Origin of the sequence: Agromyces ramosus (assembly GCF_030817175.1) — a bacterium.
GTDB lineage: Bacteria > Actinomycetota > Actinomycetes > Actinomycetales > Microbacteriaceae > Agromyces > Agromyces ramosus_A.
On the sequence record NZ_JAUSYY010000001.1, the window covers coordinates 3,214,028 to 3,237,026 of the forward strand.

The following is a 22,999-nucleotide window of genomic DNA, read 5'->3' on the forward strand; positions in this document are numbered from 1 at the left end:
CGATCGTTCTCTGGCTACTCTGCCACTTTCGGCAGGATGTCGCAAGGCGTACATTTACTGCCATGACCACGATCATCTTCCTCATCCTCGCGGGGCTCGCCGTCTGGGGAGTGCTCGCCACCCTGCTGCGGCTCGACACCGACGGCTACGGCCGCCCCGAGATCCGCGACCGCAACCGGCACGCCGAGAACCTGCCCCTCCGCCAGGTCTGAGCCGGTCCACCCTTCGGCTCGTGACGAGCCCGCCGTCCCGGCTACGATCGGGCTTGCCGCGGAGCGACCGCGGCGGAAGGCGGGAACATGAGCTGGCTGGTCACCGGGGGAGCCGGGTACATCGGGGCGCACGTCGTGCGGGCGTTCCAGGCGCAGGGCGTCGACGCCGTCGTGATCGACGATCTCTCCTCGGGCCGCCACGACTTCGTCCCTGACGGCACGGCCTTCGTGCACGGCACGATCCTCGACGGGCAGCTCCTCGAGTCGACCATCGCCCGCTACGACGTCACCGGAGTCGTGCACCTCGCCGGTTTCAAGTACGCGGGCGTCTCGGTCACCCGGCCGCTCCATACGTATCAGCAGAACGTCACCGGCACCGCCACCCTCCTCGCCGCGATGGAGAGCCGCGGCGTCGACCGCATCGTGTTCTCCTCGAGTGCGGCCGTCTACGGCACGCCCGACGTCGACCTCGTCACCGAAGACACGCCGCGCACCCCCGAGTCGCCCTATGGCGAATCGAAGCTCATCGGCGAGTGGCTGCTCGCCGACCAGGCCCGCGCCGCCGGCCTGCGCCACACGAGCCTCCGCTACTTCAACGTCGTCGGGTCGGGAACGAGCGAGGTGTACGACGCGAGCCCCCACAACCTGTTCCCGCTCATCTTCGACGCCCTCATCGAGGGACGCGCCCCCCGCATCAACGGCGACGACTACCCGACCCCCGACGGCACGTGCGTCCGTGACTACATCCACGTCGCCGACCTCGCCGAGGCGCACGTGGTGGCCGCCCGCCGTCTCGACGCCGGCGAGGAGCTCGCACCCGTCTACAACCTCGGCTCGGGCGACGGCGTCTCCGTCGGCGAGATCATGCGCGCGGTTGCCGAGGTGACCGGCGTGGCGTTCGCGCCCGAGATCGGTCCGCGCCGCCCGGGCGACCCCGCGCGCATCGTGGCGTCGGGCGAGCGCGCCGCCCGCGACCTCGACTGGCGTATGCGGCACTCCCTCGCCGACATGGTCGCGAGTGCGTGGGAGGCCAGGCGCGCGGCATCCGTCGCCTGATTCGGGCGCTGCCGAGCCCCGCTCGGCCGCCGAGGATAACGGCTGCGGAACACCCTCGGCGTGTCGCGGCCGCGTTGAAGCCTCGACGGCGGCTTGAGGGTTTACGATCTGCGACTTGACTCTCACGAATTACACCGGTGTAATTGTCATGACACACCCTCTGGGTGGTCGGTACAACTGGGTGGGAGACGATATGGGCAATCCTGAATATCGTTCTGGAGTACCTGACGATTGGTTCGTCGATCCGGTGAGGTTGGGCGTTCCGGGGGTTCGTCCGGGCATCGCAGACGACAATCCACTGGCGTGGCAGAGCGACGCGTTGTGTGCACAGACCGATCCCGAGGCGTTCTTCCCTGAAAAGGGCGGATCGACGAGGGACGCGAAGAAGATCTGCACCGGATGCGAGGTGCGTTCGCAGTGCCTCGAGTACGCACTCGGGAACGATGAGCGTTTCGGCATCTGGGGCGGCCTGTCAGAGCGCGAGCGACGGAAGCTCCGCAAACGAGCGGTCTGAGTCGATCGGCCCGTGCGCGACACCATTGTCCGTACGGGCCGCACGGCGTCGATGAACGTGTCGTTTTCAAGGCACGCCCGTCGGGTTCCGGATGCCGCGGTGCGAGCCGCCTAGGCTGACCCCGATGTTCCCCAGAGTCACCGCCATCCTCGTCGTGCACCGCGGCGGCGACCGCCTCCGGCGTTCCCTCGATGCGCTTCGCGCGCAAGAGCGCACGCCCGACGCCCTCGTCGTCGTTCTCACCGAAGCCGAACCCGACGCCCGAGAACAGGCTGCCGCAGCCGGTGCGACCCACGTCGTGGAGCTCTCGCAGCGGCTCTCGTTCGGTGAGGCGGTGCGAGCGGGTGAACGGGCGCTCGAGGCGCCGGCCTCCGACGCCGATGCCCTCTGGCTCCTCGCCGAGGACACCGCGCCCGGACCTGCCGCGCTGGCCACGCTCCTCGCCGCGCTCGAGACGGGCAAGTCCGTCGCGGTCGTCGGCCCCAAGCTCCTCGAGTGGGATGCGCCCGACCGCATCGCGACGCTCGGTCGCTCGATCACGCGGCTCGGCCACGCGGTGACGCTCGTCGAAGACGAACTCGACCAGGGCCAGCACGACGGACTCAGCGACGTGCTGGGACTCGATCCCGCGGCGATTCTCCTGCGGCACTCGGTCTGGCGCGCGCTCGACGGCTTCGATCCGGCGCTTCCGACCGTCGACGATGCCCTCGACTTCTCGATCCGAGCGCGACTGGCCGGGCACCGAGTCGCGGTCGTCCCCACCGCGAAGACGCTCTTCGCCGCCGACGGTGTCGCTGGGCCGCCCGGCGGCAGCCGTGCCAAGACCGTCAGGAAACGGCATCGCGCGGCACGGGCCGCAGCCCTCCACCGCCGGCTCGTCTACGCTCCGGCACCAGCGGTGCCGGTGCACTGGCTCACCTTCCTCCCGCTCGCCCTCATCCGTTCGGTCCGGCTCCTCCTCGTCAAGTCGCCGGGCACCATCCCCGGCGAGCTCTCCGCTGCGCTCGCCACGATGTTCTCCGGCATGCGGGTCGCCCGCGCGAGGCGCACGCTGAAGTCGGCTCGCACCGTCGGCTGGTCGGCGATCGCGCCGCTCCGCGTGCAGCCCGACGAGATGCGCAGGCGGCAGCAGCAGGCCGCCGAGGCGCGTCGCATCCGCGCCCGCGGACGCAAGCACGAGCTGCAGTTCCTCGACACGGGTGGCGGCTGGGTGCTGCTCGTGTCCGTCGCGGCATCCGTCGCCCTGTTCTCGTGGCTCATCGGGGCGTCGGGCCTTCGCGGCGGCGGCCTCCTGCCGCTCTCGGGAGACCCGGCGGTGCTGTGGCGCAATGCGGCGTACGGCTGGCGCGACCTCGGCGTGGGCTTCGTCGGTGCCGCTGATCCGTTCGCCGGGGTTCTCGCGGTGCTCGGCTCGCTGACGTTCTGGGCGCCCTCCTTCGCGCTCGTGCTTCTCTGGCTGCTCGCCGTGCCCGCCGCGGCCCTCGGTGCCTGGTTCGCGGCCTCGCGGCTCACCGAGCGAGGATCGCTGCGCGCCCTGGCCGCGGCGCTCTGGGCGCTCGCGCCGAGCTTCCTCACCGCGCTCGGCGACGGCCGGCCGGCTCCCGTGCTCGCCCACATCCTGCTCGCCTGGCTCGCCTTCGCCGTGTTCGGCGCCGCCACGTCGTGGGCGGCGGCGGCGACCGCATCACTGCTGTTCGCCGCCGTGATCGCCGCGGCACCGAGCCTCGCCCCGGCACTCCTCATCGGCTGGGTGGTGGCGCTCGCCGTCAGCGGCCGGGCGGCGGCGCGACTCGCGGGCCTGCCGATTCCCGCGGTGGTGCTCGCCGCGCCGCTCGTGATCGCCCAACTCGGGCGGGGCACGCCGCTCGCACTCCTCGCCGACCCCGGCGTGCCGCTCGGAAGCGCGGAGCCGACCATCTGGCAGCTGGCGCTCGGCTTCCCGGCCGCGCCCTGGGCGGAGTGGGCCGACGTCGTCGCCGCCACCGACATCGACCCGCGACTGCTCGTCACCGCCCTCGTGGCGCCACTCGCGATCGCCGCCATCGCGGCCGTGCTCGCGCCGGGCATCCGCGCTGCGGCACTCACCCTCGGCGCAGCCGCGCTCGGCTTCGCCACCGCGGTCGCCGCCGCGCAGCTCGCGGTCGCGACCGCGGGCGCCGAAGCCGTCGCGCTGTGGACCGGACCCGGATTGAGTCTTGAATGGCTCGGCCTCACGCTCGCCGCCGTGGTGGCGCTCGGGGCGCTCCGGCGGGGCGGCGCGCTCATCGCCGCGCTCGTGGCGGCCTGCATCGTGGCGGTCATGCTGCCCATGGCGATCGCCATCGGGACGTCGTCGGTGGCCGTCTCGGCGGCGGCTGAGCGCACGCTGCCCGCCTTCGTCGGCGCCGAGGCGGAGTCCGACCCGCGCGTCACGACCTTGCGCATCGTGCCGCAGCCCGATGGCGGCATCCGCTCGACCCTCGAGCGCGGGGCCGGTGCGACCCTCGACGAGCAGTCCACGCTCGCCCAGACGAGTGAGGAACTGAGCCCCGACGAGCAAGAGCTCGCGACGGTCGCCGGAAACCTCGCCTCGCGGAGCGGTTTCGATCCGGAGGCGGCGGTGCGTGAGTTCGGCGTCTCGTTCGTGCTGCTCGCCGAGCCCGACGACGACGACCGGGCCGCCGTCGACACCGGCCAACGTGCACGCACCGCCCTCGACGGAAATCCGGCGCTCGTCGGCGTCGGCGAGACCGACTTCGGCACGCTCTGGCGATTCAGCGCTGCTGAGCCGGATGCCCCGGCCGCGCAGATCCCCGCCGGTGCGGGCGGCTGGCTCGCCATCGTGATCACCGTCGTGCAGGTCATCGTGATCGGCGCCACGCTCCTGCTGTCGATTCCGACCGGGGCGGGGCGGGAAACCGACCGGAGGCCGGTGCGCCCCGCTCGACGCCGAGGCCGCGCCAAGGCCGCTGCGACGGTCGCCGTCGACGACGTCGACCACGTCGACGACGTCGAGGCGGACGGGGCGGCCGAAGCCGATGCCGAGGCTGCCGAGACCGATGTGGAACCCGAGGTGGAGGCCGCGAGCGACGTCGGTTCCACGACCGAGACGGGCGCATCACGCGAGCTGGATGGCGCGCCCGAGCGGGCTGCTGAGCCGGAGCCGGATGCCGCGCCCGAGCGGGACCCCGCACCCCACCCCGATCCAGGCGACGGTGCCGACGACGCGCCATCCGCCGATGAGGCGACCGCCGCCGCGGCGGCGCCCGGCCAGCCGAAGGGAGACGAAGATGCGGATGCCCGATAAGCGCAGCATCGCCCGCATCGGCGTGCGGGCCGCCGCGGTGCTCGCCACGGTCGGCCTTGCCGCCGCCATACTCGCCGCCGCGGCCCTCGTGCCCTGGCCCGAGCATCGCGTCGCCCCGCCGTCGCTCGTGGTGCAGCCCGCCGAAAGCCGCCAGCAGCGCGTCTGCCCCGGCCCGCTCCTCACCCTCGCCGACGACGCGGCCGAGGCGACGACCGCCTCCTCGATCGGGTCCGCCTCCGCCGTGACCGCCGTCGAGCCCGATGGCGCGACGGTCGACGAGACGCCCATCGAGGCGCCAGGCAATCCCGACGCCGATGCCGACGGAACGCCGACCACGATCTCGACCGAGGCGGGCGACGTCGATGCCGGCATGCTCGCGGGAGCGCAATCGCAGACCGCCTCGACCGAGACGCTCGCCGGCTTCGCGGCGGCGGCGTGCGCCGAGGCGCTCGCCGAGACCTGGCTCGTGGCCGGTGCGAGTGATCTCGGCCGCACGGCGCTCGTGCTCCTCGCGAACCCGACCGCCGTCTCAGCGACCGTCGACGTGCGGGTCATCGGCGAGTCCGGTCCCGTCGAGGCGCCGTCGGCGCTCGGCATCATCGTGCCCGCCGGCACCCAGCGCGTGCTGTCCCTCGCCGGCCTCGCTCCGAATCTCCGTTCTCCCGTCGTGCACGTGACGAGCACCGGCGGCGCGGTCGCCGCGACCATCGAGCACTCGGTCGTGCTGGGTCTCGCCCCCGCGGGCGTCGAACTCACCGGCGCTGCCGCTGCTCCGGCGACGAGCCAGGTGATCCCGGGCTTCCGCGTGACGCAGGACGGTGGCGTCGACCCTGCGGACGATCACGCCGAGGGCGACGACTTCCCGGCCGTGCGGCTCTTCGCCCCGGGCGACGCGCCCGTCGACGTCTCGATCGGCGTCGTGCCCGAGTCGGGAAGCGGCGGCTCCACGATCGACGTCACGCTGCAGCCCGGGCGGGTGAGCGACGTGCCCCTCGGGTCGCTCGACGCCGGTCTCTACACGATCCGGCTCGAGGGCGACGGCGAGTTCGTAACCGCGGCCCGAGCGACCACCGGCATTCCTGGTGAGCTGTCGCCCGACACGGGGGAGGCGGAGGCATCCGTCGATCTCGCCTGGAGCGTGGCGACGATGCCGCTGCTCGAGGACGCCATCGTCGCGATCCCGCGTGGCCCATCTCCGACGCTGCACCTGGCCAACACGGGCGAGGAGGAGGCGACTGCCACCGTGACGATCGGCGGCGACGCACGCGAGATGACGGTGCCGGCCGGAGGCTCGGTCTCGATGCAGCTCGACGCCGACGCGCCGACCCTGCTCGCGGGCGTCGGCGGACTCTACGGCGCGGTGTCCTACGCGGGCGATGGAGAGCTTGCGTCGTTCCCGGTGCAACCGCCCGGACCGCTCGACTCGCCGATCGAGGTCTTCCCGCTCTGACGAGAACCCGCGGCCGCCGCGGAGGCCGCCGCCGAGCCGTGCCGCCGCCGAGCCGTACCGCCGCTCAGAGGTGGCGGTAGCGGCCCGGGGCCAGCTCCCACGGGTCCTTGTCGAGGAACTCGGCGATCGCGCGGAACACGCAGCTCTCGATGAGCAGCTTCTCTTCGCGCTCCTCGCCCTCCTGGAGGCGGAGGAACCGGACGATCGGAAGTCGGAAGAAGACGATGCGGCGCTCATCGTGGATCACCTTCCACCGGTCGATGTGATCGCCGTGGATGGCTTCGGCCGGCCCCTGGGCGACTTCGAAGACGACTCCCTCGAGCTCGGGCCACAGCCCGCGCAGATATGCGGCGGTGGTCGCGACAGTCAGCTCGAACTCGTCGAGCCGGGTGTGCAGGAGCGGCAGGTGCGGGCCGGTCACCGGAGAGCGGAGACCGCGCCCGTGCCGATCGCGGGCGAGCCGCCTCGGTGAACGCGGCACGGAGGCGACACGACGAGAGCGGGGCATGCCTTCCATCGTAATGTCCGCGCTCGTCGATACTCTGGTGGGGCCATGAGACGTTGCACCCGCACCGCATGCCCCGCCGAGGCGGTCGCGACCATGACCTTCGACTATGCCGACTCCATGGCGGTGCTCGGCCCGCTCGCCCTCACGCGCGAACCGCATGGATACGACCTCTGCGCGCGTCACGCCGAGCGCACCTCCGCTCCTGTGGGCTGGCAGGTCGTGCGGCACGTTTCGCTCGGTGAGGTAGGTTTCAAGGCATGAAGCCCGATGTGCCATCCGACGCTCGCGCGCGCCTCGACGCCGTGGTGAAAGCCTACGACGTCCGCGGCATCGTCGGCGATGCGCTCACCGATGAGACCGTCGCCGCCCTCGCCGCGGGCTTCGTCGACGAAGTGGGCGCGGCGGGCGGCCAAGTGGTCGTCGGCCACGACATGCGCGACTCGTCGCCCGGCTTCGCCGCGGCATTCGCCGCCGGAGCCACCGCACGCGGCGCCGACGTCGTGTCGATCGGCCTGTGCTCCACCGACGAGAGCTACTTCGCCTCCGGTTCGATGCACGCACCCGCGGCGATGTTCACCGCGAGCCACAATCCCGCCGCGTACAACGGCATCAAGTTCTCGCGAGCCGGCGCCCAGGGCATCTCGCTCGACACCGGCCTCTCCGCCATTCGAGACCGCGCCGTCGACTACCTCGAGCAGGGCATCCCGGATGCCCCGACCAGGGGGTCGGTCACCGAAGTCGACGTGCTCGCCGACTACGCCGCCTACCTCCGTTCGCTCGTCGACCTCAGCGGCACGCGGCCGTTGAAGGTCGTCGTCGACGCCGGCAACGGCATGGGCGGGCTCACGGTACCGGCGGTCCTCGGCACGGCTGCGGGGCTTCCCGAGCTCCCGCTCGAGATCGTGCCGCTCTACTTCGAGCTCGACGGCACCTTCCCGAACCACGAGGCGAACCCACTCGAGCCCGCGAACCTCGTCGATCTGCAGCGCGCGGTCGTCGAGCACGGTGCCGACCTCGGCCTCGCCTTCGACGGCGACGCCGACCGATGCTTCGTCGTCGACGAGCAGGGCGGTGCAGTCAACCCCTCCGCGGTCGCGGCGATCGTCGCGCTCCGCGAGATCGAGCGCGTTCGAGCCGCCGGCGAAGACGACGTGAGCGCCATCCACAACCTGATCACGTCGCGATTCGTGGCAGAGACGATCGAGGCGGCGGGCGCCACGGCCATCCGCACGAAGGTCGGCCACTCGCTCATCAAGGACCGCATGAACGAGACCGGCGCGGTCTTCGGCGGCGAACACTCGGCCCACTACTACTTCCGTGACTTCTGGGGCGCCGACAACGGCATGCTCGCGGCGATGCACGTGCTCGCCGAGTTCGGCGCGCAGCAGGGTCCGCTGTCCGCGCTCGCCGCACGGTTCACGCCGTACTCCCTCTCTGGCGAGCTCAACTCGACCGTCGACGACGTGCCCGCGGCGTACACCCGCATCTTCGAGGCCTTCACCGGTCGCGCCGACTTCGACGAGTTCGACGGGCTCACCGTCACGGGCGTCACCGCCGAGAGCGAGCCGTTCTGGTGGTTCAACGTGCGGCCGTCGAACACCGAGCCGCTGCTCCGACTGAACGTCGAAGGCGGCGACGCCGCCACCATGGCGGCTATCCGCGACGAGGTGCTCGCGCTCATCCGGGGCTGACCCTTCGCCCCAGGCACGCGCGCGCGTGCATGGGGGCCCTCGGCTCGCGGGCGGCAGGCAGCCTCCGCGCCTGCGAGAATGGTGGGCATGGATGCCGTTGTCACCACCGCTCTGCCGTACAAGGTCGCCGATCTCTCACTCGCAGAGGCGGGGCGCCACCAGCTCCGTCTCGCGGAGAACGAGATGCCGGGCCTCATGGCCCTCCGTGCGGAGTTCGGCGAGTCGAAGCCGCTCGCCGGCGCCCGCATCGCGGGGAGCCTCCACATGACGGTGCAGACCGCGGTGCTCATCGAGACGCTCGTGGCGCTCGGCGCGCAGGTGCGCTGGGCGAGCTGCAACATCTTCTCCACGCAGGACGAGGCCGCCGCTGCCGTCGTCGTCGGTCCGTCCGGCACCGTCGAAGCACCGGCCGGCGTTCCCGTGTTCGCCTGGAAGGGCGAATCGCTCGAGGAGTACTGGTGGTGCACCGACCGCATCTTCGACTGGAACGCCGAGGCCGAGGCATCCGGCGCCGAGTGGATCGGTCCGAACATGATCCTCGACGACGGCGGCGACGCGACGATGCTCGTGCACCACGGCCGCGACTTCGAGGCCGCCGGCGTCGTGCCTGAGCCGGCCGACGACGCGAGCCACGAGTTCCGCGTCGTACTCGACACGCTCCGCCGCTCGCTCGAGGTCAGCGCCGACCGCTGGACCCGCATCGCCGCTGAGCTCCAGGGCGTCACCGAAGAGACCACGACCGGCGTGCACCGCCTGTACGAGCTGCACGCCAAGGGCGAACTGCTCTTCCCCGCGATCAATGTCAACGACTCCGTGACGAAGTCGAAGTTCGACAACAAGTACGGCATCCGGCACTCGCTGCCCGACGGGCTGAACCGTGCAACCGACGTGCTGATGGGCGGCAAGGTCGCCTTCGTCGCGGGCTACGGCGACGTGGGCAAGGGTGCCGCCGAGGCGCTTCGCGGCCAGGGCGCCCGCGTCATCGTGAGCGAGGTCGACCCCATCTGCGCGCTGCAGGCGGCCATGGACGGCTATCAGGTCGCACGTCTCGAGTCGGTGATCGGCGACGTCGACATCCTCGTCACGGGCACCGGCAACAAGAACGTGGTGCGCCTCGAGCACCTCCTCGGCCTGAAGCACCTCGCGATCGTTGCGAACGTGGGCCATTTCGACAACGAGATCGACATGGCCGGCCTCGAGTCCCTCGAGGGTGCCGAGCGCATCGAGATCAAGCCGCAGGTGCACGAGTGGCGGCTGCCCACCGGGCGAAGCGTGCTCGTGCTCTCCGAGGGGCGCCTCATGAACCTCGGCAATGCGACGGGGCATCCCTCGTTCGTCATGTCGAACTCGTTCACGAACCAGGTGCTCGCCCAGATCGAGCTCTGGACCCGCCCCGACGCCTACCCGGTGGGCGTCTACGTGCTGCCCAAGCACCTCGACGAGAAGGTCGCCCGGCTCCACCTCGACGCGCTCGGCGTCGAACTGACCGAGCTCACGCCCGAGCAGGCGTCGTACATCGGCGTCGCCGTCGAGGGCCCGTACAAGGTCGACCACTACCGGTACTGAGGGCGCAGCGGATGCCCCGGCTCGCGTCAGCGCGCGGGGAATCCGTTCGGCGTCGCGGTGAGCACCGGCTCGAGCAGTGCCATGCGTTCGCCCTCGAGCCGGAGCGCCGCGAGGTCGCGCTCGCGGCGGAGCGCCGTGACGCCCGCGAGGAAGCGCTCGGGCGGGGCATCCGGCACCGGCGACACGAAGGGCGCCACCTCGGCGGCGAGGGATGCCGCGACTCGCGCCCGGCTCTCGGGCACGAGGTGCGCCACGTTCGTGAAGAACGCGGCGACGCGCCGCGCGACCGGGTCGGGCAGGCGCCCGACGTCGGCGATCGCCGCCCATGCGGTGAGCTCGGCGGGCACGCCGAACGCGGTCGACGGCAGCTTCGGCACTCGTTCGACCTGGCTGTGCGTGCCGGCGAGCAGGTCGCCGAGACGCTTCGACGACGGGTTCAGGAATCCGACGAGCACGGCGAGGCCGCCGAGCGTGAGGTAGATCTCGATCACGCCGGTGAGCGCCCGGATGAATGCGTGGCGGAACCCGATCGCCCCGCCGTCGTCGCGCACGACGCGCAGCCCGAGCGCGAGCTTGCCGAGTGAACGACCCTTCGACGCCGTCTCGACGGCGGTGGGCAGCACGACGATGCACAGCACGATGCCGCCGATCATGATCGCGCGGAAGGCCGCCTCGTCGACGCCGAGGCCGGCGAGTGCGAAGAGCAGGCCGATGAAGAGGAGCACGGAGACGAGCACGTCGATCGCGCAACCGCCGCCGCGGATGAGGGCGCTGGCGGGGCGGAGGTCGAGGGTGACCGCTTCGCCCGTGAGCACGCCCTCGTCGTCGAAGCGGGGGGCCCGATTCCGGACGGTCGTGGAGTCGGCCATGGATAGTATTCAAGCAGATGGACCTCGACGCACTCGCCTCCGCCCGCCACGACGACTGGCAGCGTCTCGACGCGCTCGCGCGGGAGCACCGGCTCCGTGGCCCCGAGGCGGACGAGCTCATCGAGCGCTACCAGGCGGGGGCATCCGACCTGTCGCTCGTGCAGACCACCGCCGGTTCGACCGCGCTCGGCGACCGCCTCTCCGTGTCGCTCGCGCGAGCGCGGCTCGCCTTCACGGGCGTGCCCGAGAACCCGTTGCGGCAATTCACCCGGTTCGCCGTCGTGAGCCTCCCCGCCGCCCTCTACCGGCTGCGCTGGCTGACGCTCGCCGTCGCGCTCGCGACATTCGCCGTCGCCGCCCTCTACGCCTGGTGGATCGGGAGCGACCCGCGCGTGCTCGCGAACCTCGGCACCGAACGCGAGCTTCGCCAGATCGCCGAAGAGGGCTTCGTCGCCTACTACTCGGAGAACCCGGCCGCCTCGTTCGCGGGGGCGGTCTGGACCAACAACGCCTGGATCGCCGCGCAGTGCGTCGCCTTCGGCATCCTCGGCGTCTGGGTGCCGTGGGTGGTCCTGCAGAACGCGCAGAACCTCGGTGTCACCGCCGCCATCATGTTCGCCTACGACGAGGCCGACGCATTCTTCCTCTACATCGCCCCGCACGGGCTGCTCGAGCTCACCTGCGTGTTCGTCGCGGCGGCGGCGGGCCTGCGCATCTTCTGGGCCTGGGTCGCACCGGGACCGCGCCCGCGCGGCGTCGCCCTCGCCGAAGACGCCCGGTCGCTCTTCAGCGTGGCCATAGGGCTCGTCTTCTTCCTCTTCATCGCCGGTCTCATCGAGGGATTCGTGACGCCCGCGCCGTGGCCGTGGCCTGTGAAGATCGGCATCGGCGTCCTCGCGCTCGGCGGATTCCTCGCGTACATGCTCGTGCTCGGGCGTCGTGCGTGGCTCGCCGGCGAGACGGGCGACCTGCTCGAGTTCGACGCCGGCGCGACGCGCATCGTCGCCGGCTGAGCCCACTGCCCCAGAAGGCCGAGTCAGGCGGAGTCGGGCGGCGCCGGCCGCCGGAGACGACGATGGCGGATGCCTCGTGGGACATCCGCCATCGTGAACGCCGACGCGAAAGGCTACGTGGTCAGTGCCGCCGGGCGCTCGAAGACGAGCTTGTAGACGGCGCCGGCGATGATCGCGCCGAGGATCGGGGCGACGATCGACGCCCAGACCTGCAGCAGCGCCTCCCCGCCGCCGTAGATCGCGGTCGCGATGGAGCGCGCCGGGTTGAATGAGGCGTTCGAGACCGGGATCGCCACGAGCGCGAGCATCGTGAGGGTGAGCCCGATGGCGAGCGGTGCGAAGCCTGCGGCGGCGCGAACGCTCGTGACGCCGAGGATCACGAAGAGGAAGACGGCGGTGGCGATCGTCTCGACGAGGAGCATCGAGAGGAGCCCGAAGCCGCCGGGCGAGAGCTCGTCGTAGCCGGTCGAGGCACCCTGGAAGGCCACGATGTCGAAGAGCGGCCCGGTCGAGAGCACCCCGAGCAGGAGCGTGCTCGCGAGGATGCCGCCGACGAGCTGCGCGGCGAGGTAGCCGCCGACCTCACGCCAGGCGAACCGGCCCGCGACCGCGAGCCCGAATGTAACGGCGGGGTTGAAGTGACCGCCCGACACCGGTCCGAAGGCGTACGCGCCGACGACGACCGAGAGGCCGAGGGCGAGGGCGACGCCGAGGAAGCCCACGTTCAGGCCGCCCTCACCGTCCGCGAATCCAGCGGCGAAGATCGCCGCGCCGATGACGCCGAAGACGAGGATGAACGTGCCGAGGAGTTCGGCCGTGAGCTTCTGGGCGGTGGAGGGGAGCGTGGTCGCGGAGGGCGCGACCACGGTTGCTGCATCGGACATGGAGATTCCTTTCAGGGGGAGGACACAGAGCGGGCACAACGAAGTCGGCGCACCCCCGGCGGCGCCTCCAGCGACCATATCGAGCGCGCCGCGCCGTACCGGTGAAGCGCGCGCGAATGTTGCGAGAAACCGACGACGGCGCGCCGTCACGCGGGCTGCGCCGGGCGCCCCGTCAGAGCCGCCCCGACGCCTTCAGTTCGAGGTAGAGGTCGGCGAGTGCCGGCGGCAGCTGCTGCGGCGCGGCGCGCACCGTCAGGCCGCCGAGGCGACGGATGGCGGCCTCGACCCGGGCGCCGTCGAGGAGCGCACGCTCGGCCGCGGCCGCCGCGTAGGTCTCGTCGAGGTCGCCACGTGCACGGCTCGCCGCGATCAGGCCCGGATCGGCGACGGAAGCCACGATGACCGTGTGCCGCGTCGTGAGCTGCGGCAGCACCGAGAGGAGCCCGCGCGCCGAGCCCGGGGCATCCGCCGCTGTCAGGAGCACGACGAGCGCGTGCCGGCTCGTGACCCGGCGCACCTGCGCCGGCACCGCCGCCCAATCGGCCTCGATGAGCTCGGCGTCGATGCCGGCCATCGTGTCGACCATGCGCGCGAGCAGCTCCGGGCCGCTCGACCCGTGCACGCGACCCCGCAAGCGGCGGTCGTAGGCGAGGAAGTCGACGCGGTCGCCGGCATGCGAGGCGAGGGCCGCGAGCAGCAGGGACGCCTCGTAGCTCGTGTCGAGTCGCGGTTCGTCGGCGATGCGCGCCGCGGCCGTGCGGGAGGTATCGGCGACGATCACGATGCGGCGGTCGCGCTCGGGGCGCCAGGTGCGCACCATGAGTCGCATGCTTCCCGGCGCCTCGGGGTCGTTGCGCCGTGCCGTGGCGCGCCAGTCGATGGAGCGCACGTCGTCGCCTCGCACGTACTCGCGAATGGAGTCGAACTCGGTGCCCTGCCCCCGGATGAGCAGCGGCGTGCGACCGTCGAGCTCGCGCAGGCGCGTGAGCCGGGCGGGCAGGTGCACGCGGGAGTGGAACGGCGGCAGCACGCGGATGCGCCCCGGCGCCGCGAGGGTCGCCTGCCGCGACCAGAGGCCGAGCGGCCCTGCGGAGCGGACCGTGACCTGGTCGGTGCGCCGGTCTCCGCGCCGCCACGGCGAGAACGATTGCGGGATGCGCCGGCGCTCGCCGGGCGGCGCGACGACGGGCGCCCGGTTGGCTCCCGCGAGCCCCGCAGACGGATCCCAGCCGTCACGCACGGTGGCGCGGAGCATCCGGGTTCCGAGGTTGCGCACCGCGAGCGAGCCCTCGACCATCTCGCCGAGCCGCACCCGGTCGGGCAGCTCGCGGGTCAATGCGACGCGGCGCGGCGACGCGGCGAGCGAGAGGTCGAGCACGCCGGCGCCGAGCGCGACCGCGAGCCAGCCCACGAGCGCGAGCCAGGCCGCCGGCGCACCCGCGAGCCCCGCCGCGACGACGGGGATGACGCCGAGGGCGACGAGGAGCGCGAACCGACCGGTCAGTGCCATGTCAGAGCGGCACCTGGACCTGCTGCACGATCGAGCGCAGCACCTGGTCGACCGAGACGCCCTCGAGCTCCGCCTCGGGACGCAACTGCACCCGGTGCCGCCACACGGGCAGCAGCATCGCCTGCACGTGGTCGGGCGTCAGCGACTCGTATCCGGTGAGCCACGCCCAGGCCTTCGACGCGGCCAGCAGTCCGGTCGTGCCACGGGGGCTCACGCCGAGCCGCATCGAGGGGCTCCGACGAGTGGCGCGGGCGAGGTCGACGAGGTAGCCGAGGACGTCTTCCTCGACACGCACCGCAGATGCCGCGGCACGCGCCGCGGCGAGCTCGGCTGCCCCGAGCACGGGCTCGACGCCGGCTGCGGCGAGGTCGTGCGGGTCGAACCCGTCGGCATGGCGGCGGAGCAGCGACACCTCGTCGATCCGCTCGGGCACCTCGAGCACGAGCTTCAGCAGGAACCGGTCGAGCTGGGCCTCGGGCAGCGAGTACGTGCCCTCGTACTCGATGGGGTTCTGCGTCGCGGCGACCATGAACGGATCAGGCAGCGGCCGGGTTACTCCGTCGGCCGAGACCTGCCGTTCCTCCATGGCCTCGAGCAGCGCCGACTGGGTCTTCGGCGGCGTGCGGTTGATCTCGTCGGCGAGGAGGATGTTCGTGAACACCGGGCCTTCACGGAAGGCGAACTCGCCCGAGCGCGGGTCGTAGGCGAGCGAGCCCGTGACGTCGCCCGGCATGAGGTCGGGCGTGAACTGCAGGCGCCGGGTGTCGAGCTCGAGCGTGCGGCTGAGGGTGCGGACGAGCAGCGTCTTGGCGACGCCCGGCACGCCCTCGAGCAGCACGTGGCCGCGTGTCAGCAGGGCGATGATGAGGCCGGTCACGGCGCCGTCTTGACCGACGACGGCCTTGCCGACCTCGGTGCGCACGCGGTTCAGTGCGGTGCGGAGCTCTTCATCGGTGAGCGCGCCGTTGATCGGCACGGCGGGATCGGTCATGGTCGCCTTCCTGCGGGGTCATCGCGGTGGTCGCGATGGTCGGGATCGTCGTCGTCGCGATGATGGTCGGATGCCGGTGCACCGAGCACTCGGCGCACCTCGCCTTCGAGTCGGGCGAGCTCGCCCGCGAGGTCGACGAGTTCGCGGTCGGTCGAGGGGACGTCGTCGACGAGCAGTCGCCTGACACCGGACGGATCCCGCCCGGTGGCCTGAGCCGCGGCATCCGTCACCTGGTCGACGGCGGTGGAGCGGGGGAGTCGGAGCATCGCCGCGATGCGGCCGAGTGCGCCGACCCGCAGCTGGTCGAGCGCATGCACGCGCGCGGCGCTGCGTGCGTAGAGCCGGGCCCGGCCCGCACTCGTCTCACCGGCCGGAACATGCACGGGCAACTGCTCGACGACGAGCGGGCCGAACCGGCGCCCACGCCAGATGCCGGCGACGACGACCACGACGATGAGCAGCACGATGACGGGGCTCACCCAGCCGGGAGTGAGCTCGCCCATCGTTGGCGCCGTCGCGACGTCGCTGTCGCCCGGGCCAGGCAGGTACCAGACGAGGTCGTCGGCTGCCCCGGCGAGCCCGATCGCGAGGGCCGCGTTCCCGGCCTCGGCGATGCGGCCGTTCTCGAAGACGGTCGTCGCGGCGACGAGCACGAGCTCGCCGCCCGACTCGCCTTCGCCCGCCGCAACGGCGTAGCCGAAGTCGCCGTCGGCGAAGCAGCCCTGCCAGCCCGCCTCGGCCGCGGGGTCGTCGATCGTGAGCAGGTCCTGGCCTTCGGAGAGCTCCCCGGCCCGCTCGGCCGCCCCCAGCTCGCACGCCACCTCATCGAGGGGACCGCTCGCGGCGCCGGCGTGACGCACCCCCGGCGCGATCGCCTCGAGCGCGCCGAAGCCCGGAGCGATGACGACGAGGCGATCGGCCGCGCCGGCGAGCTCGGTGAGCCGGTCGTCATCGAGCAGGCCCTGCTCGTCGAAGAGCACGACGGTCGCACCCTGTCCGGCTAGATCGATCGCGACCTCGAACGAGCGCGCGTCGGTCACGGTGACGCCGTGATCTCGCAGCACCTCCACGAGCGCCTTCGACCCGACCGGGCCGGGGTTGTCGGCGCCGAGCGCCGGCCCTGGCGGCCGGACGCCGCCCTGGATCACGAGCACCACGAGCGCACCGAGCACCAGCACGGCGGCGATCACGATCCACGCCCGTCGCCCGCGCAGGAATGCACGGAAGGTCGGGGTCACGGTCGGGGTCGCGCTCGTGCTGCTCGCTGCAGCGCCGTCGTCGACGCTGGAACCCTCGACATCGGCCGTGACGGATGCCTCGGCTGCCGCCCTCATCGGGCCATCCCCGCGTGCGGGCCGGGCGCCGCGGTCTCACGCTCGAGTTCCTCGTCACCGGCCGGCCGTGTGGCCGTGAGCTCCGGCTCGAGTGCCGTGACCTGCTCGTACTCGGCGGCGGTGCCCGCGCGCCCGAGGTAGCGCACCCCGTCGAAGCCGGCTGCGGCGGTTCGCAGGTCGGCCGCATGGCTGGGGAACGGCCGGCTCGCGGCATCCGCGAATCCCCGTGCCGTCGTGCCGGGGTGCACTTGCACGAGGTCGCGTTCGACGACCCCGCGAACGACCGCACGGAACCGCTCCTCGATCGCGAGCGGCCAATCGCCCGCCGCCGCCGCGGCCTCGGCCGCGCGGCGCAGCACCTCGAGACCGCGGCGATCATGATCGTCGAACAGGGGGACGGGAGCATGCTGCCGGCGTCGCAGTCGCGGGACGCCGAAGACGAGGAACCCGACGATCAGCAGGACGGCGACGAGGAGGACGAGGAGGAGGTTGAGGATCGGCCCCGGCACTCCCGTCGCGCCCTCGAAGAGACTCAGGAACCAGTCGCGGATCGCCTGCATGGCCAAGTCGAACGGGGTCGGCTGCGCGGCCTGGTACTCGGGCTTCTGCAGCTCCTCTTCGAGCCACCGGCGCGCCTCGGGCGCGTCGGGATCGACCGGGGTGCCACGGAGCCGAGTCACGACCCGCTGGGGCCGGCCGCGCCGACGGCGCCGGGCGATTCGGGAACCCCGTACGGGTCGCCGACGGGCTGGCCGGCGTCGCGCAGCTCGACATGGCGCACGAGTTCGAGATCGAGTCCCTCTTTTCGCATGCGCAGGTCGATGTAGATGACCGCGACGAGCGCCGCCTGCACGACCGCGGTGATGGCGCCGATGAGGAGCGAGAGGATGACGGTGACGACGGTGGTGACGATCGTGATGGTGAGGTACGCGCCCGAGGCGGTCGGGTCGACGATCGCCGCGACGATCGTGCCGATGAGCGAGACCGGCTGCACCACGACCTGGGCGGCGATGTTCAGGATCACCGCGACGAGCAGGAGCGTGCCGAAGGTGCGCCAGAAGTAGCCGTTGGTCAACTGCCACGAGCGGCGCACGGCGGCACCGATGCCTGCGCGCTCGAGCACGATCACGCTCGGCACGAGCGAGACCTTCGTGCCGATCCACACCCCGAGCGCCGCGAACCCGAGACCCGCGAAGAGCGCGACGACGATCGCGACGACGAGGGCGGTCGTCGAGGTGACGGCCGCCACCACGATGAGCGCCACGAACGCGGCGATCACGAGGAGGATCGCACCGGTGAAGATCGCCGTCCAGCCGAGCAGGGGCCAGATGCGCTTGGCGGCTCGTCGCCACAGGGCACCGAAGCCGAGTCGTTCGCCGAGGGTGCCGCTCGCGACCTCGACCACCATGACGCCCTGGAGGAAGGCGCTCGCCACGAGCGAGATCGCCACCGGAACGAGCATGAGGAGGAGGAATCCGCCCACCGCGCCCGAGAGGATCGCGTCGGCGTCGGCGCTCGACACGTTCTCGACCCTCGAGAACACGAAGAGCGCGAACGGCACGAAGACGGCGAGCGTCGCGAGGACCGAGACGAGCTGCACGACGAGTCCACTGCCGAAGGTCGCGGCCGGGTTGCGGCGCAGCACGCGGAACGGCGCCCAGAGCAGCGTGCCGAATCCGAGCGGGCGCAGCGGCAGCAGCCCTGGCTTCGGCGGCGGCGTCCATGCTCCCGGAGGCATGGGCGGCGGCACCATGCCGGCATACGGGCCGGCGGATGCCGCGGCACCGGGTGCCTGCGGAGGCGTCGGTGCGGCGCCATACGGCGTGCCCGTGGCATCCGGAACCGAACCACCCGCGGGTGCGCCGCCGGGCGCCTGCCAGTCGTGATCTGACACCTGTGTGGGCTCCTTCCGGCGGGGTTTCCCAATGCTCGCACATTTCCCCGGTCGGACGCGGGCCGCACACGGGCTTTGTCCGGCCGACTCTCGGGCTCGAACGGCTACGCTTGACCCACTGCAGTAGGCCGACGGGGTGTCGGCCCCGAAGAACCGACGGAATCGAACGGATGACTCCACGCGTACTCGTCGTCGACGACGACACGGCCCTCGCCGAGATGATCGGCATCGTGCTGCGCACCGAGGGGTTCGACCCCGTCTTCTGCGCCGACGGCACCGGAGCGCTCGCCGCGTTCCGTGACGCGAAGCCCGACCTCGTGCTCCTCGACCTGATGCTGCCCGGCGTCGACGGCATCGAGGTGTGCGGTCGCATCCGCGCCGAGTCCGGCACGCCGATCATCATGCTCACCGCGAGAACCGACACCACCGATGTGGTGAAGGGGCTCGAGTCGGGCGCCGACGACTACATGGTCAAGCCGTTCAACCCGAAAGAGCTCGTCGCCCGCATCCGCACGCGGCTCCGGCCTGCGCCCGACCCCGTCGTCGACACCCTCGGCATCGGCGACCTCACGATCGACGCCGCCGGGCACGAGGTGCGGCGCGGCGAGACGCGCATCAACCTCACCCCGCTCGAGTTCGACCTACTGCTGACGCTCGCCTCGAAGCCGCAGCAGGTGTTCACACGCGAGATGCTGCTCGAGCAGGTATGGGGCTACCACTACAAGGCCGACACCAGGCTCGTGAACGTGCACGTGCAGCGGCTGCGCGCGAAGGTCGAGCACGACCCCGACAACCCGCGCATCGTCATGACCGTGCGCGGCGTCGGCTATCGGGCCGGCGCCACCACCTAGGACGACGGATGTCAGCGGCAGAGGCCCCGGCGCGCTTCATGGCCGGTTCGTGGCGCGAGCTGCCGCGACGGCTGGCTGCGCTCTGGCGCCGTTCGCTGCAGTTCCGCACCGTCATCATCACGCTCGCGCTCTCGTCGCTCGCGATCTTCGTCATCGGGCTCTACATCTCGTTCAGCATCGCCTCGAACCTGTTCCAGTCGCAGCTCGACGACGTGCTCGATCGGTCGAACGACGCGACCGGCGCGGCGCAGAGCATCCTGAGTGCCTCCAACGCCGCCGATCGCGCCGCACTGCAGAGCCTCATGGCCTCGACCGTGGCCACCGTGCAGAGCGTCTCGGGCAGCAATGCGATCGCCTACTTCCGCGCACCCGGCGAGCAGGCGGTCACGATCGCCCCGCCCGGCCAGATCGCGCCGTCGCTCGGCGACGGCGTGATCACGCCCGAGCTGCGCGAGCGCGTGCAGCAGAACGAGGGCGAGCAGTTCTGGCAATCGGTCTCGCTCGCGAACCGCGACGGCGGAACCGACCCAGGGGTCGTCGTCGGCAGCAGCCTCGAGGTGCCTGCCGCCGGCCGCTACGAGCTCTACATCGGCTACAACTTCGCCGACGCCCAGGAGACGCTCGCGTTCATGCAGCTCATCGGCCTCGTCGGGGCCGCCGCCCTCCTCGTGCTCCTCAGTGCGATCACCCTCCTCGTGGTGCGCTGGGTGATCGAGCCGATCCGAACGGTCGCGGCCACGAGCCGCCGGCTCGCGTCGGGCGACCTCGGGGTGCGCATGCCATCGAAGGGCGAAGACGAGCTGGCCACGCTCGCCGCCTCGTTCAACGGCATGGCCGACAGCCTGCAGGCGCGAATCCGCGAGCTCGCCGAGCTCTCGGTGATGCAGCAGCGCTTCGTCTCCGACGTCTCGCACGAATTGCGCACCCCGCTCACGACCATCCGGCTCGCGGGCGACGTGCTCTACGGGCAGCGCGACGACTTCTCCGGCCCGACCTCTCGCACGGTCGAGCTCCTGCACACCCAGACCGACCGGTTCGAGACGCTGCTCGCCGACCTCCTCGAGATCAGCCGGTACGACGCCGGCTCGATCGAGCTCACCAAGGAGCCGACGAACCTCGTGCACCTCGCGGGCGACGCCATCGAGTCGATGCACGAGCTCGCCCGTGAGCGCGGCAGCGAGCTGCGCCTCGTCGCGCCCGGCGGCCACCTCGACGCCGACGTCGACCCGCGGCGCATCCGCCGCATCGTGCGCAACCTCCTCGGCAACGCCATCGAGCACGGCGAGGGCCGGCCGATCGTCGTCGCCGTCGACAGCAACGAATCGGCGATCTCGCTCTCGGTGCGCGATTACGGGCTCGGCATGACCGAGGAGCAGACCGCGCGGGCGTTCGACCGGTTCTGGCGCGGCGACCCCAGTCGCATGCGAACGATCGGCGGTACCGGCCTCGGGCTCGCGATCTCGCTCGAAGACGCCGTCGCCCATGGCGGCACGCTCGACGTCTGGTCGAAGCCGGGCGCCGGCACCGTGTTCCGGCTGACGATCCCACGCACGTCGGGTGCCGCCGCCGTCGTGCCGCCGCTCCCGCTCGAGCCCGACGACATCGAGGCCACCGGGCCCCCGCCCACAGGTGTCGTCGAGGCCGTCGACCTTGCGGATGCCGCGACCGAGGGAGTGCGCGATGCGTAAGCCCGTGCTCGCAGCCGTCGCGGTGCTCGTCACGCTCGCCGCACTGCTCGCCGGGTGCGCCGCGATCCCGAGCTCCGGTTCGGTGAATGCGGGCAAGCAGCCGGGGCTCGAGGAACCTCCCGAGCTCGATGCCATCGTCGCCGGCCCGGAGAAGGGCTACACACAGGAGCAGATCCTGCAGGGATTCCTCGACGCGGCGGCGAGCTCGCGCGACAACTACCAGATCGCGCAGCGGTACCTCACGCCGGCCTTCGCCGACGAGTGGGCGGCCGGGCTGCCCGCCGCGACGATCGATTCGCCGAGTGATCGCGACCTCGAACCCGTCGATGACACGACTTGGCAGGTGGAGGCGACCCCGGTCGCATCGCTCACCGCGGCCGGACAGTACGACGTCCAGGACTCGAGCGCACCGATCGCGCTGACGTACGGCTTCGAGCAGGTCGAGGGGGAGTGGCGCATCTCATTGGCGCCGCCGGGGCTCCTCATCGACGAGACGACGTTCAGCCAGGTGTTCCGACAGCACTCCCTGTACTTCTTCGACCCCGAGTACGAGTACCTCGTGCCCGACCTGCGGTGGTTCGCCGGGCGCGACTCGGTGCAGACGAGCATCGTGAACGCCCTCATCGCCGGCCCGGTCGACTGGCTCGAGCCGGGGGTCGTCTCGGCATTCCCCGAAGGCGTCCAGCTCGACCCCGCCTCCGTGCCGGTCGCCGGTCGTGAAGCGAGTGTGAACCTGGCGGGAGCGGCATTCGACGACCTCGTCTCCGTGCAGCGCATGCACCTCCAGCTGGAAGCGAGCCTCGGATCGGTGCGCAGCATCGAGAACGTCGCACTCTCCCTCGGGGGTGCCCGACAGGACGTGCCCGACCTCGCGAGCCCGCCCGTGCTGAATCCCCCGGTCGATCGGCGGCCGGTGGTCTTCGACGGTGAGGCATTCGGGCACCTCGCGACCTCGGGAGAGGGCATCGAACCGATTCCCGGCCTGTCGCCGCAGATCGCGGAGCTTGCGCCGACCGGGGTCGCGCTCGGCCCGGCCGGCGAGTCCGCGGCGGTCCGCTCCGCCGGGGGCGTCTCGCTCGTGCGGGTCGACGAGGAGCCGAAGGCGCTCGATCCGCGCTCGAACCTCGTCGTGCCCGCCATCGATGTCCACGGTGGGGTGTGGTCGGTGCCGGCCGATTCGCCCGGCGAGCTCGTCTGGTACCCGTCTGAGGGCGAGGCGAAGCCGATGGGCGCCCCGTGGTCGGGCACCTCGATCGCGGCGCTCGAGGTGTCGCGCGACGGCACGCGCATCGCCGCGATCCTCGGTGATGGAGCGCGCACGCACTTCATGGCCGTAGCGGTCGAGCGCGACGCCGACGGTGTTCCGGTCGCGCTCGGCACCGTCACCCTCCGGCTCGCCGACATCGCCGGCACCCCGCTCGACGTCGCGTGGCTCGACTCGAGCACCGTCGCCTCGCTCACGGCGCTGCCGGGTGGCGGCACTCGCGTGATCACCCAAGACCTCGGCGGTAGATCCGACATCACGCAGGGGCCCGAGGGCGGGGAGGCGCTCGACGGCGGCAACGGCGACGTCAGGGTGCTGACGTCCGCCGACGAGCTCTATGCGCGCAGCGGAGTGGGCTGGCAGGTCCGGGCGAGCGGCATCAGGCTGGTCGCGGCGCAACAGCCGCGCTGACCTCACC

20 protein-coding genes are annotated in these 22,999 nt (G+C 71.9%); 12 read left to right on the forward strand and 8 right to left on the reverse strand.

What is annotated here, in order from left to right; translation table 11 throughout:
• The first annotated feature begins 62 nt into the window (after nucleotides 1-62).
• The 5 genes from QFZ26_RS15040 (at nucleotide 63) to QFZ26_RS15060 (ending at nucleotide 6,518) form a co-directional block, all read left to right on the forward strand.
• The gene (locus tag QFZ26_RS15040) at nucleotides 63-212 is read left to right on the forward strand and encodes a hypothetical protein (RefSeq protein ID WP_307043508.1); all 150 of its coding nucleotides are present in this window, start codon (nucleotides 63-65) and stop codon (nucleotides 210-212) included.
• An 87-nt stretch (nucleotides 213-299) separates the two neighbouring features.
• The gene (gene galE / locus QFZ26_RS15045; RefSeq protein ID WP_307043509.1) at nucleotides 300-1,268 is read left to right on the forward strand and encodes a UDP-glucose 4-epimerase GalE; all 969 of its coding nucleotides are present in this window, start codon (nucleotides 300-302) and stop codon (nucleotides 1,266-1,268) included.
• A 193-nt stretch (nucleotides 1,269-1,461) separates the two neighbouring features.
• A complete protein-coding gene (locus QFZ26_RS15050; RefSeq protein WP_307043511.1) occupies nucleotides 1,462-1,782 on the forward strand; it encodes a WhiB family transcriptional regulator in 321 nt (106 codons plus the stop codon).
• Between the two features lie 124 nt (nucleotides 1,783-1,906).
• Complete coding sequence (locus tag QFZ26_RS15055; protein ID WP_307043513.1) at nucleotides 1,907-5,068, forward strand: glycosyltransferase; 3,162 nt, start codon at nucleotides 1,907-1,909, stop codon at nucleotides 5,066-5,068.
• A complete protein-coding gene (locus tag QFZ26_RS15060) occupies nucleotides 5,058-6,518 on the forward strand; it encodes a DUF5719 family protein (protein WP_307043514.1) in 1,461 nt (486 codons plus the stop codon). Before QFZ26_RS15055 ends, QFZ26_RS15060 begins: the two co-directional genes overlap by 11 nt.
• 64 nt (nucleotides 6,519-6,582) lie before the next feature.
• Here the strand turns inward: QFZ26_RS15060 and QFZ26_RS15065 are convergent, their stop codons facing one another.
• Entirely contained in the window at nucleotides 6,583-6,939 is a 357-nt protein-coding gene (locus tag QFZ26_RS15065; RefSeq protein ID WP_307043516.1) for a hypothetical protein, read from the reverse strand.
• Between the two features lie 132 nt (nucleotides 6,940-7,071).
• On the opposite strand from QFZ26_RS15065, the gene QFZ26_RS15070 reads away from it, so the two are divergent.
• The 3 genes from QFZ26_RS15070 (at nucleotide 7,072) to ahcY (ending at nucleotide 10,283) form a co-directional block, all read left to right on the forward strand.
• The gene (locus QFZ26_RS15070) at nucleotides 7,072-7,287 is read left to right on the forward strand and encodes a DUF3499 family protein (protein ID WP_307043518.1); all 216 of its coding nucleotides are present in this window, start codon (nucleotides 7,072-7,074) and stop codon (nucleotides 7,285-7,287) included.
• The gene (locus QFZ26_RS15075) at nucleotides 7,284-8,717 is read left to right on the forward strand and encodes a phosphomannomutase/phosphoglucomutase (protein WP_307043520.1); all 1,434 of its coding nucleotides are present in this window, start codon (nucleotides 7,284-7,286) and stop codon (nucleotides 8,715-8,717) included. Before QFZ26_RS15070 ends, QFZ26_RS15075 begins: the two co-directional genes overlap by 4 nt.
• An 87-nt stretch (nucleotides 8,718-8,804) precedes the next feature.
• Complete coding sequence (gene ahcY / locus QFZ26_RS15080) at nucleotides 8,805-10,283, forward strand: adenosylhomocysteinase (protein WP_307043522.1); 1,479 nt, start codon at nucleotides 8,805-8,807, stop codon at nucleotides 10,281-10,283.
• A gap of 26 nt (nucleotides 10,284-10,309) precedes the next feature.
• On the opposite strand, the gene QFZ26_RS15085 is transcribed toward ahcY, so the two are convergent.
• A complete protein-coding gene (locus tag QFZ26_RS15085; protein ID WP_307043524.1) occupies nucleotides 10,310-11,152 on the reverse strand; it encodes an RDD family protein in 843 nt (280 codons plus the stop codon).
• A 17-nt stretch (nucleotides 11,153-11,169) separates the two neighbouring features.
• Between QFZ26_RS15085 and QFZ26_RS15090 the strand changes: the two genes are divergently transcribed.
• Nucleotides 11,170-12,165: a stage II sporulation protein M gene (locus QFZ26_RS15090; protein ID WP_307043526.1), complete on the forward strand. Its 996-nt coding sequence runs from the start codon at nucleotides 11,170-11,172 to the stop codon at nucleotides 12,163-12,165.
• Nucleotides 12,166-12,278: 113 nt separating this feature from the next.
• Here QFZ26_RS15090 and aqpZ read toward each other — a convergent pair whose 3' ends face one another.
• From aqpZ to QFZ26_RS15120, 6 genes are all read right to left on the reverse strand, one after another.
• Nucleotides 12,279-13,049 (reverse strand): aquaporin Z, encoded by a 771-nt coding sequence (aqpZ, locus tag QFZ26_RS15095; RefSeq protein ID WP_307043528.1) that lies wholly within the window; start codon nucleotides 13,047-13,049, stop codon nucleotides 12,279-12,281.
• A gap of 172 nt (nucleotides 13,050-13,221) precedes the next feature.
• A complete protein-coding gene (locus QFZ26_RS15100) occupies nucleotides 13,222-14,559 on the reverse strand; it encodes a DUF58 domain-containing protein (RefSeq protein ID WP_307043529.1) in 1,338 nt (445 codons plus the stop codon).
• A gap of 1 nt (nucleotide 14,560) precedes the next feature.
• Complete coding sequence (locus QFZ26_RS15105) at nucleotides 14,561-15,550, reverse strand: AAA family ATPase (RefSeq protein WP_307043531.1); 990 nt, start codon at nucleotides 15,548-15,550, stop codon at nucleotides 14,561-14,563.
• A complete protein-coding gene (locus QFZ26_RS15110) occupies nucleotides 15,547-16,884 on the reverse strand; it encodes a DUF4350 domain-containing protein (RefSeq protein WP_307043533.1) in 1,338 nt (445 codons plus the stop codon). Before QFZ26_RS15110 ends, QFZ26_RS15105 begins: the two co-directional genes overlap by 4 nt.
• Complete coding sequence (locus QFZ26_RS15115; RefSeq protein ID WP_307043535.1) at nucleotides 16,881-17,564, reverse strand: DUF4129 domain-containing protein; 684 nt, start codon at nucleotides 17,562-17,564, stop codon at nucleotides 16,881-16,883. Before QFZ26_RS15115 ends, QFZ26_RS15110 begins: the two co-directional genes overlap by 4 nt.
• Complete coding sequence (locus QFZ26_RS15120; RefSeq protein ID WP_307043537.1) at nucleotides 17,561-18,778, reverse strand: hypothetical protein; 1,218 nt, start codon at nucleotides 18,776-18,778, stop codon at nucleotides 17,561-17,563. The genes QFZ26_RS15115 and QFZ26_RS15120 overlap by 4 nt, the downstream gene beginning before the upstream one ends.
• A 170-nt stretch (nucleotides 18,779-18,948) precedes the next feature.
• Between QFZ26_RS15120 and mtrA the strand changes: the two genes are divergently transcribed.
• The 3 genes from mtrA to QFZ26_RS15135 are packed head-to-tail and all read left to right on the forward strand — an operon-like array spanning nucleotide 18,949 to nucleotide 22,992.
• Entirely contained in the window at nucleotides 18,949-19,629 is a 681-nt protein-coding gene (gene mtrA / locus QFZ26_RS15125; RefSeq protein WP_307043538.1) for an MtrAB system response regulator MtrA, read from the forward strand.
• Between the two features lie 8 nt (nucleotides 19,630-19,637).
• Nucleotides 19,638-21,317: an MtrAB system histidine kinase MtrB gene (mtrB, locus tag QFZ26_RS15130; protein ID WP_307043540.1), complete on the forward strand. Its 1,680-nt coding sequence runs from the start codon at nucleotides 19,638-19,640 to the stop codon at nucleotides 21,315-21,317.
• Nucleotides 21,310-22,992, forward strand: coding sequence for an LpqB family beta-propeller domain-containing protein (locus tag QFZ26_RS15135; RefSeq protein WP_307043542.1), 1,683 nt, complete (start codon nucleotides 21,310-21,312; stop codon nucleotides 22,990-22,992). Before mtrB ends, QFZ26_RS15135 begins: the two co-directional genes overlap by 8 nt.
• The last annotated feature ends 7 nt before the right edge of the window (nucleotides 22,993-22,999 follow it).

Bases quoted from the DNA above. Each gene is read 5' to 3' on its own strand.
- QFZ26_RS15040 (WP_307043508.1), top strand. From the start codon at position 63: ATGACCACGATCATCTTCCTCATCCTCGCGGGGCTCGCCGTCTGGGGA.
- galE (WP_307043509.1), top strand. From the start codon at position 300: ATGAGCTGGCTGGTCACCGGGGGAGCCGGGTACATCGGGGCGCACGTC.
- QFZ26_RS15050 (WP_307043511.1), top strand. From the start codon at position 1,462: ATGGGCAATCCTGAATATCGTTCTGGAGTACCTGACGATTGGTTCGTC.
- QFZ26_RS15055 (WP_307043513.1), top strand. From the start codon at position 1,907: ATGTTCCCCAGAGTCACCGCCATCCTCGTCGTGCACCGCGGCGGCGAC.
- QFZ26_RS15060 (WP_307043514.1), top strand. From the start codon at position 5,058: ATGCCCGATAAGCGCAGCATCGCCCGCATCGGCGTGCGGGCCGCCGCG.
- QFZ26_RS15070 (WP_307043518.1), top strand. From the start codon at position 7,072: ATGAGACGTTGCACCCGCACCGCATGCCCCGCCGAGGCGGTCGCGACC.
- QFZ26_RS15075 (WP_307043520.1), top strand. From the start codon at position 7,284: ATGAAGCCCGATGTGCCATCCGACGCTCGCGCGCGCCTCGACGCCGTG.
- ahcY (WP_307043522.1), top strand. From the start codon at position 8,805: ATGGATGCCGTTGTCACCACCGCTCTGCCGTACAAGGTCGCCGATCTC.
- QFZ26_RS15085 (WP_307043524.1), bottom strand. From the start codon at position 11,152: ATGGCCGACTCCACGACCGTCCGGAATCGGGCCCCCCGCTTCGACGAC.
- QFZ26_RS15090 (WP_307043526.1), top strand. From the start codon at position 11,170: ATGGACCTCGACGCACTCGCCTCCGCCCGCCACGACGACTGGCAGCGT.
- aqpZ (WP_307043528.1), bottom strand. From the start codon at position 13,049: ATGTCCGATGCAGCAACCGTGGTCGCGCCCTCCGCGACCACGCTCCCC.
- QFZ26_RS15100 (WP_307043529.1), bottom strand. From the start codon at position 14,559: ATGGCACTGACCGGTCGGTTCGCGCTCCTCGTCGCCCTCGGCGTCATC.
- QFZ26_RS15105 (WP_307043531.1), bottom strand. From the start codon at position 15,550: ATGACCGATCCCGCCGTGCCGATCAACGGCGCGCTCACCGATGAAGAG.
- QFZ26_RS15110 (WP_307043533.1), bottom strand. From the start codon at position 16,884: ATGAGGGCGGCAGCCGAGGCATCCGTCACGGCCGATGTCGAGGGTTCC.
- mtrA (WP_307043538.1), top strand. From the start codon at position 18,949: ATGACTCCACGCGTACTCGTCGTCGACGACGACACGGCCCTCGCCGAG.
- mtrB (WP_307043540.1), top strand. From the start codon at position 19,638: ATGTCAGCGGCAGAGGCCCCGGCGCGCTTCATGGCCGGTTCGTGGCGC.
- QFZ26_RS15135 (WP_307043542.1), top strand. From the start codon at position 21,310: ATGCGTAAGCCCGTGCTCGCAGCCGTCGCGGTGCTCGTCACGCTCGCC.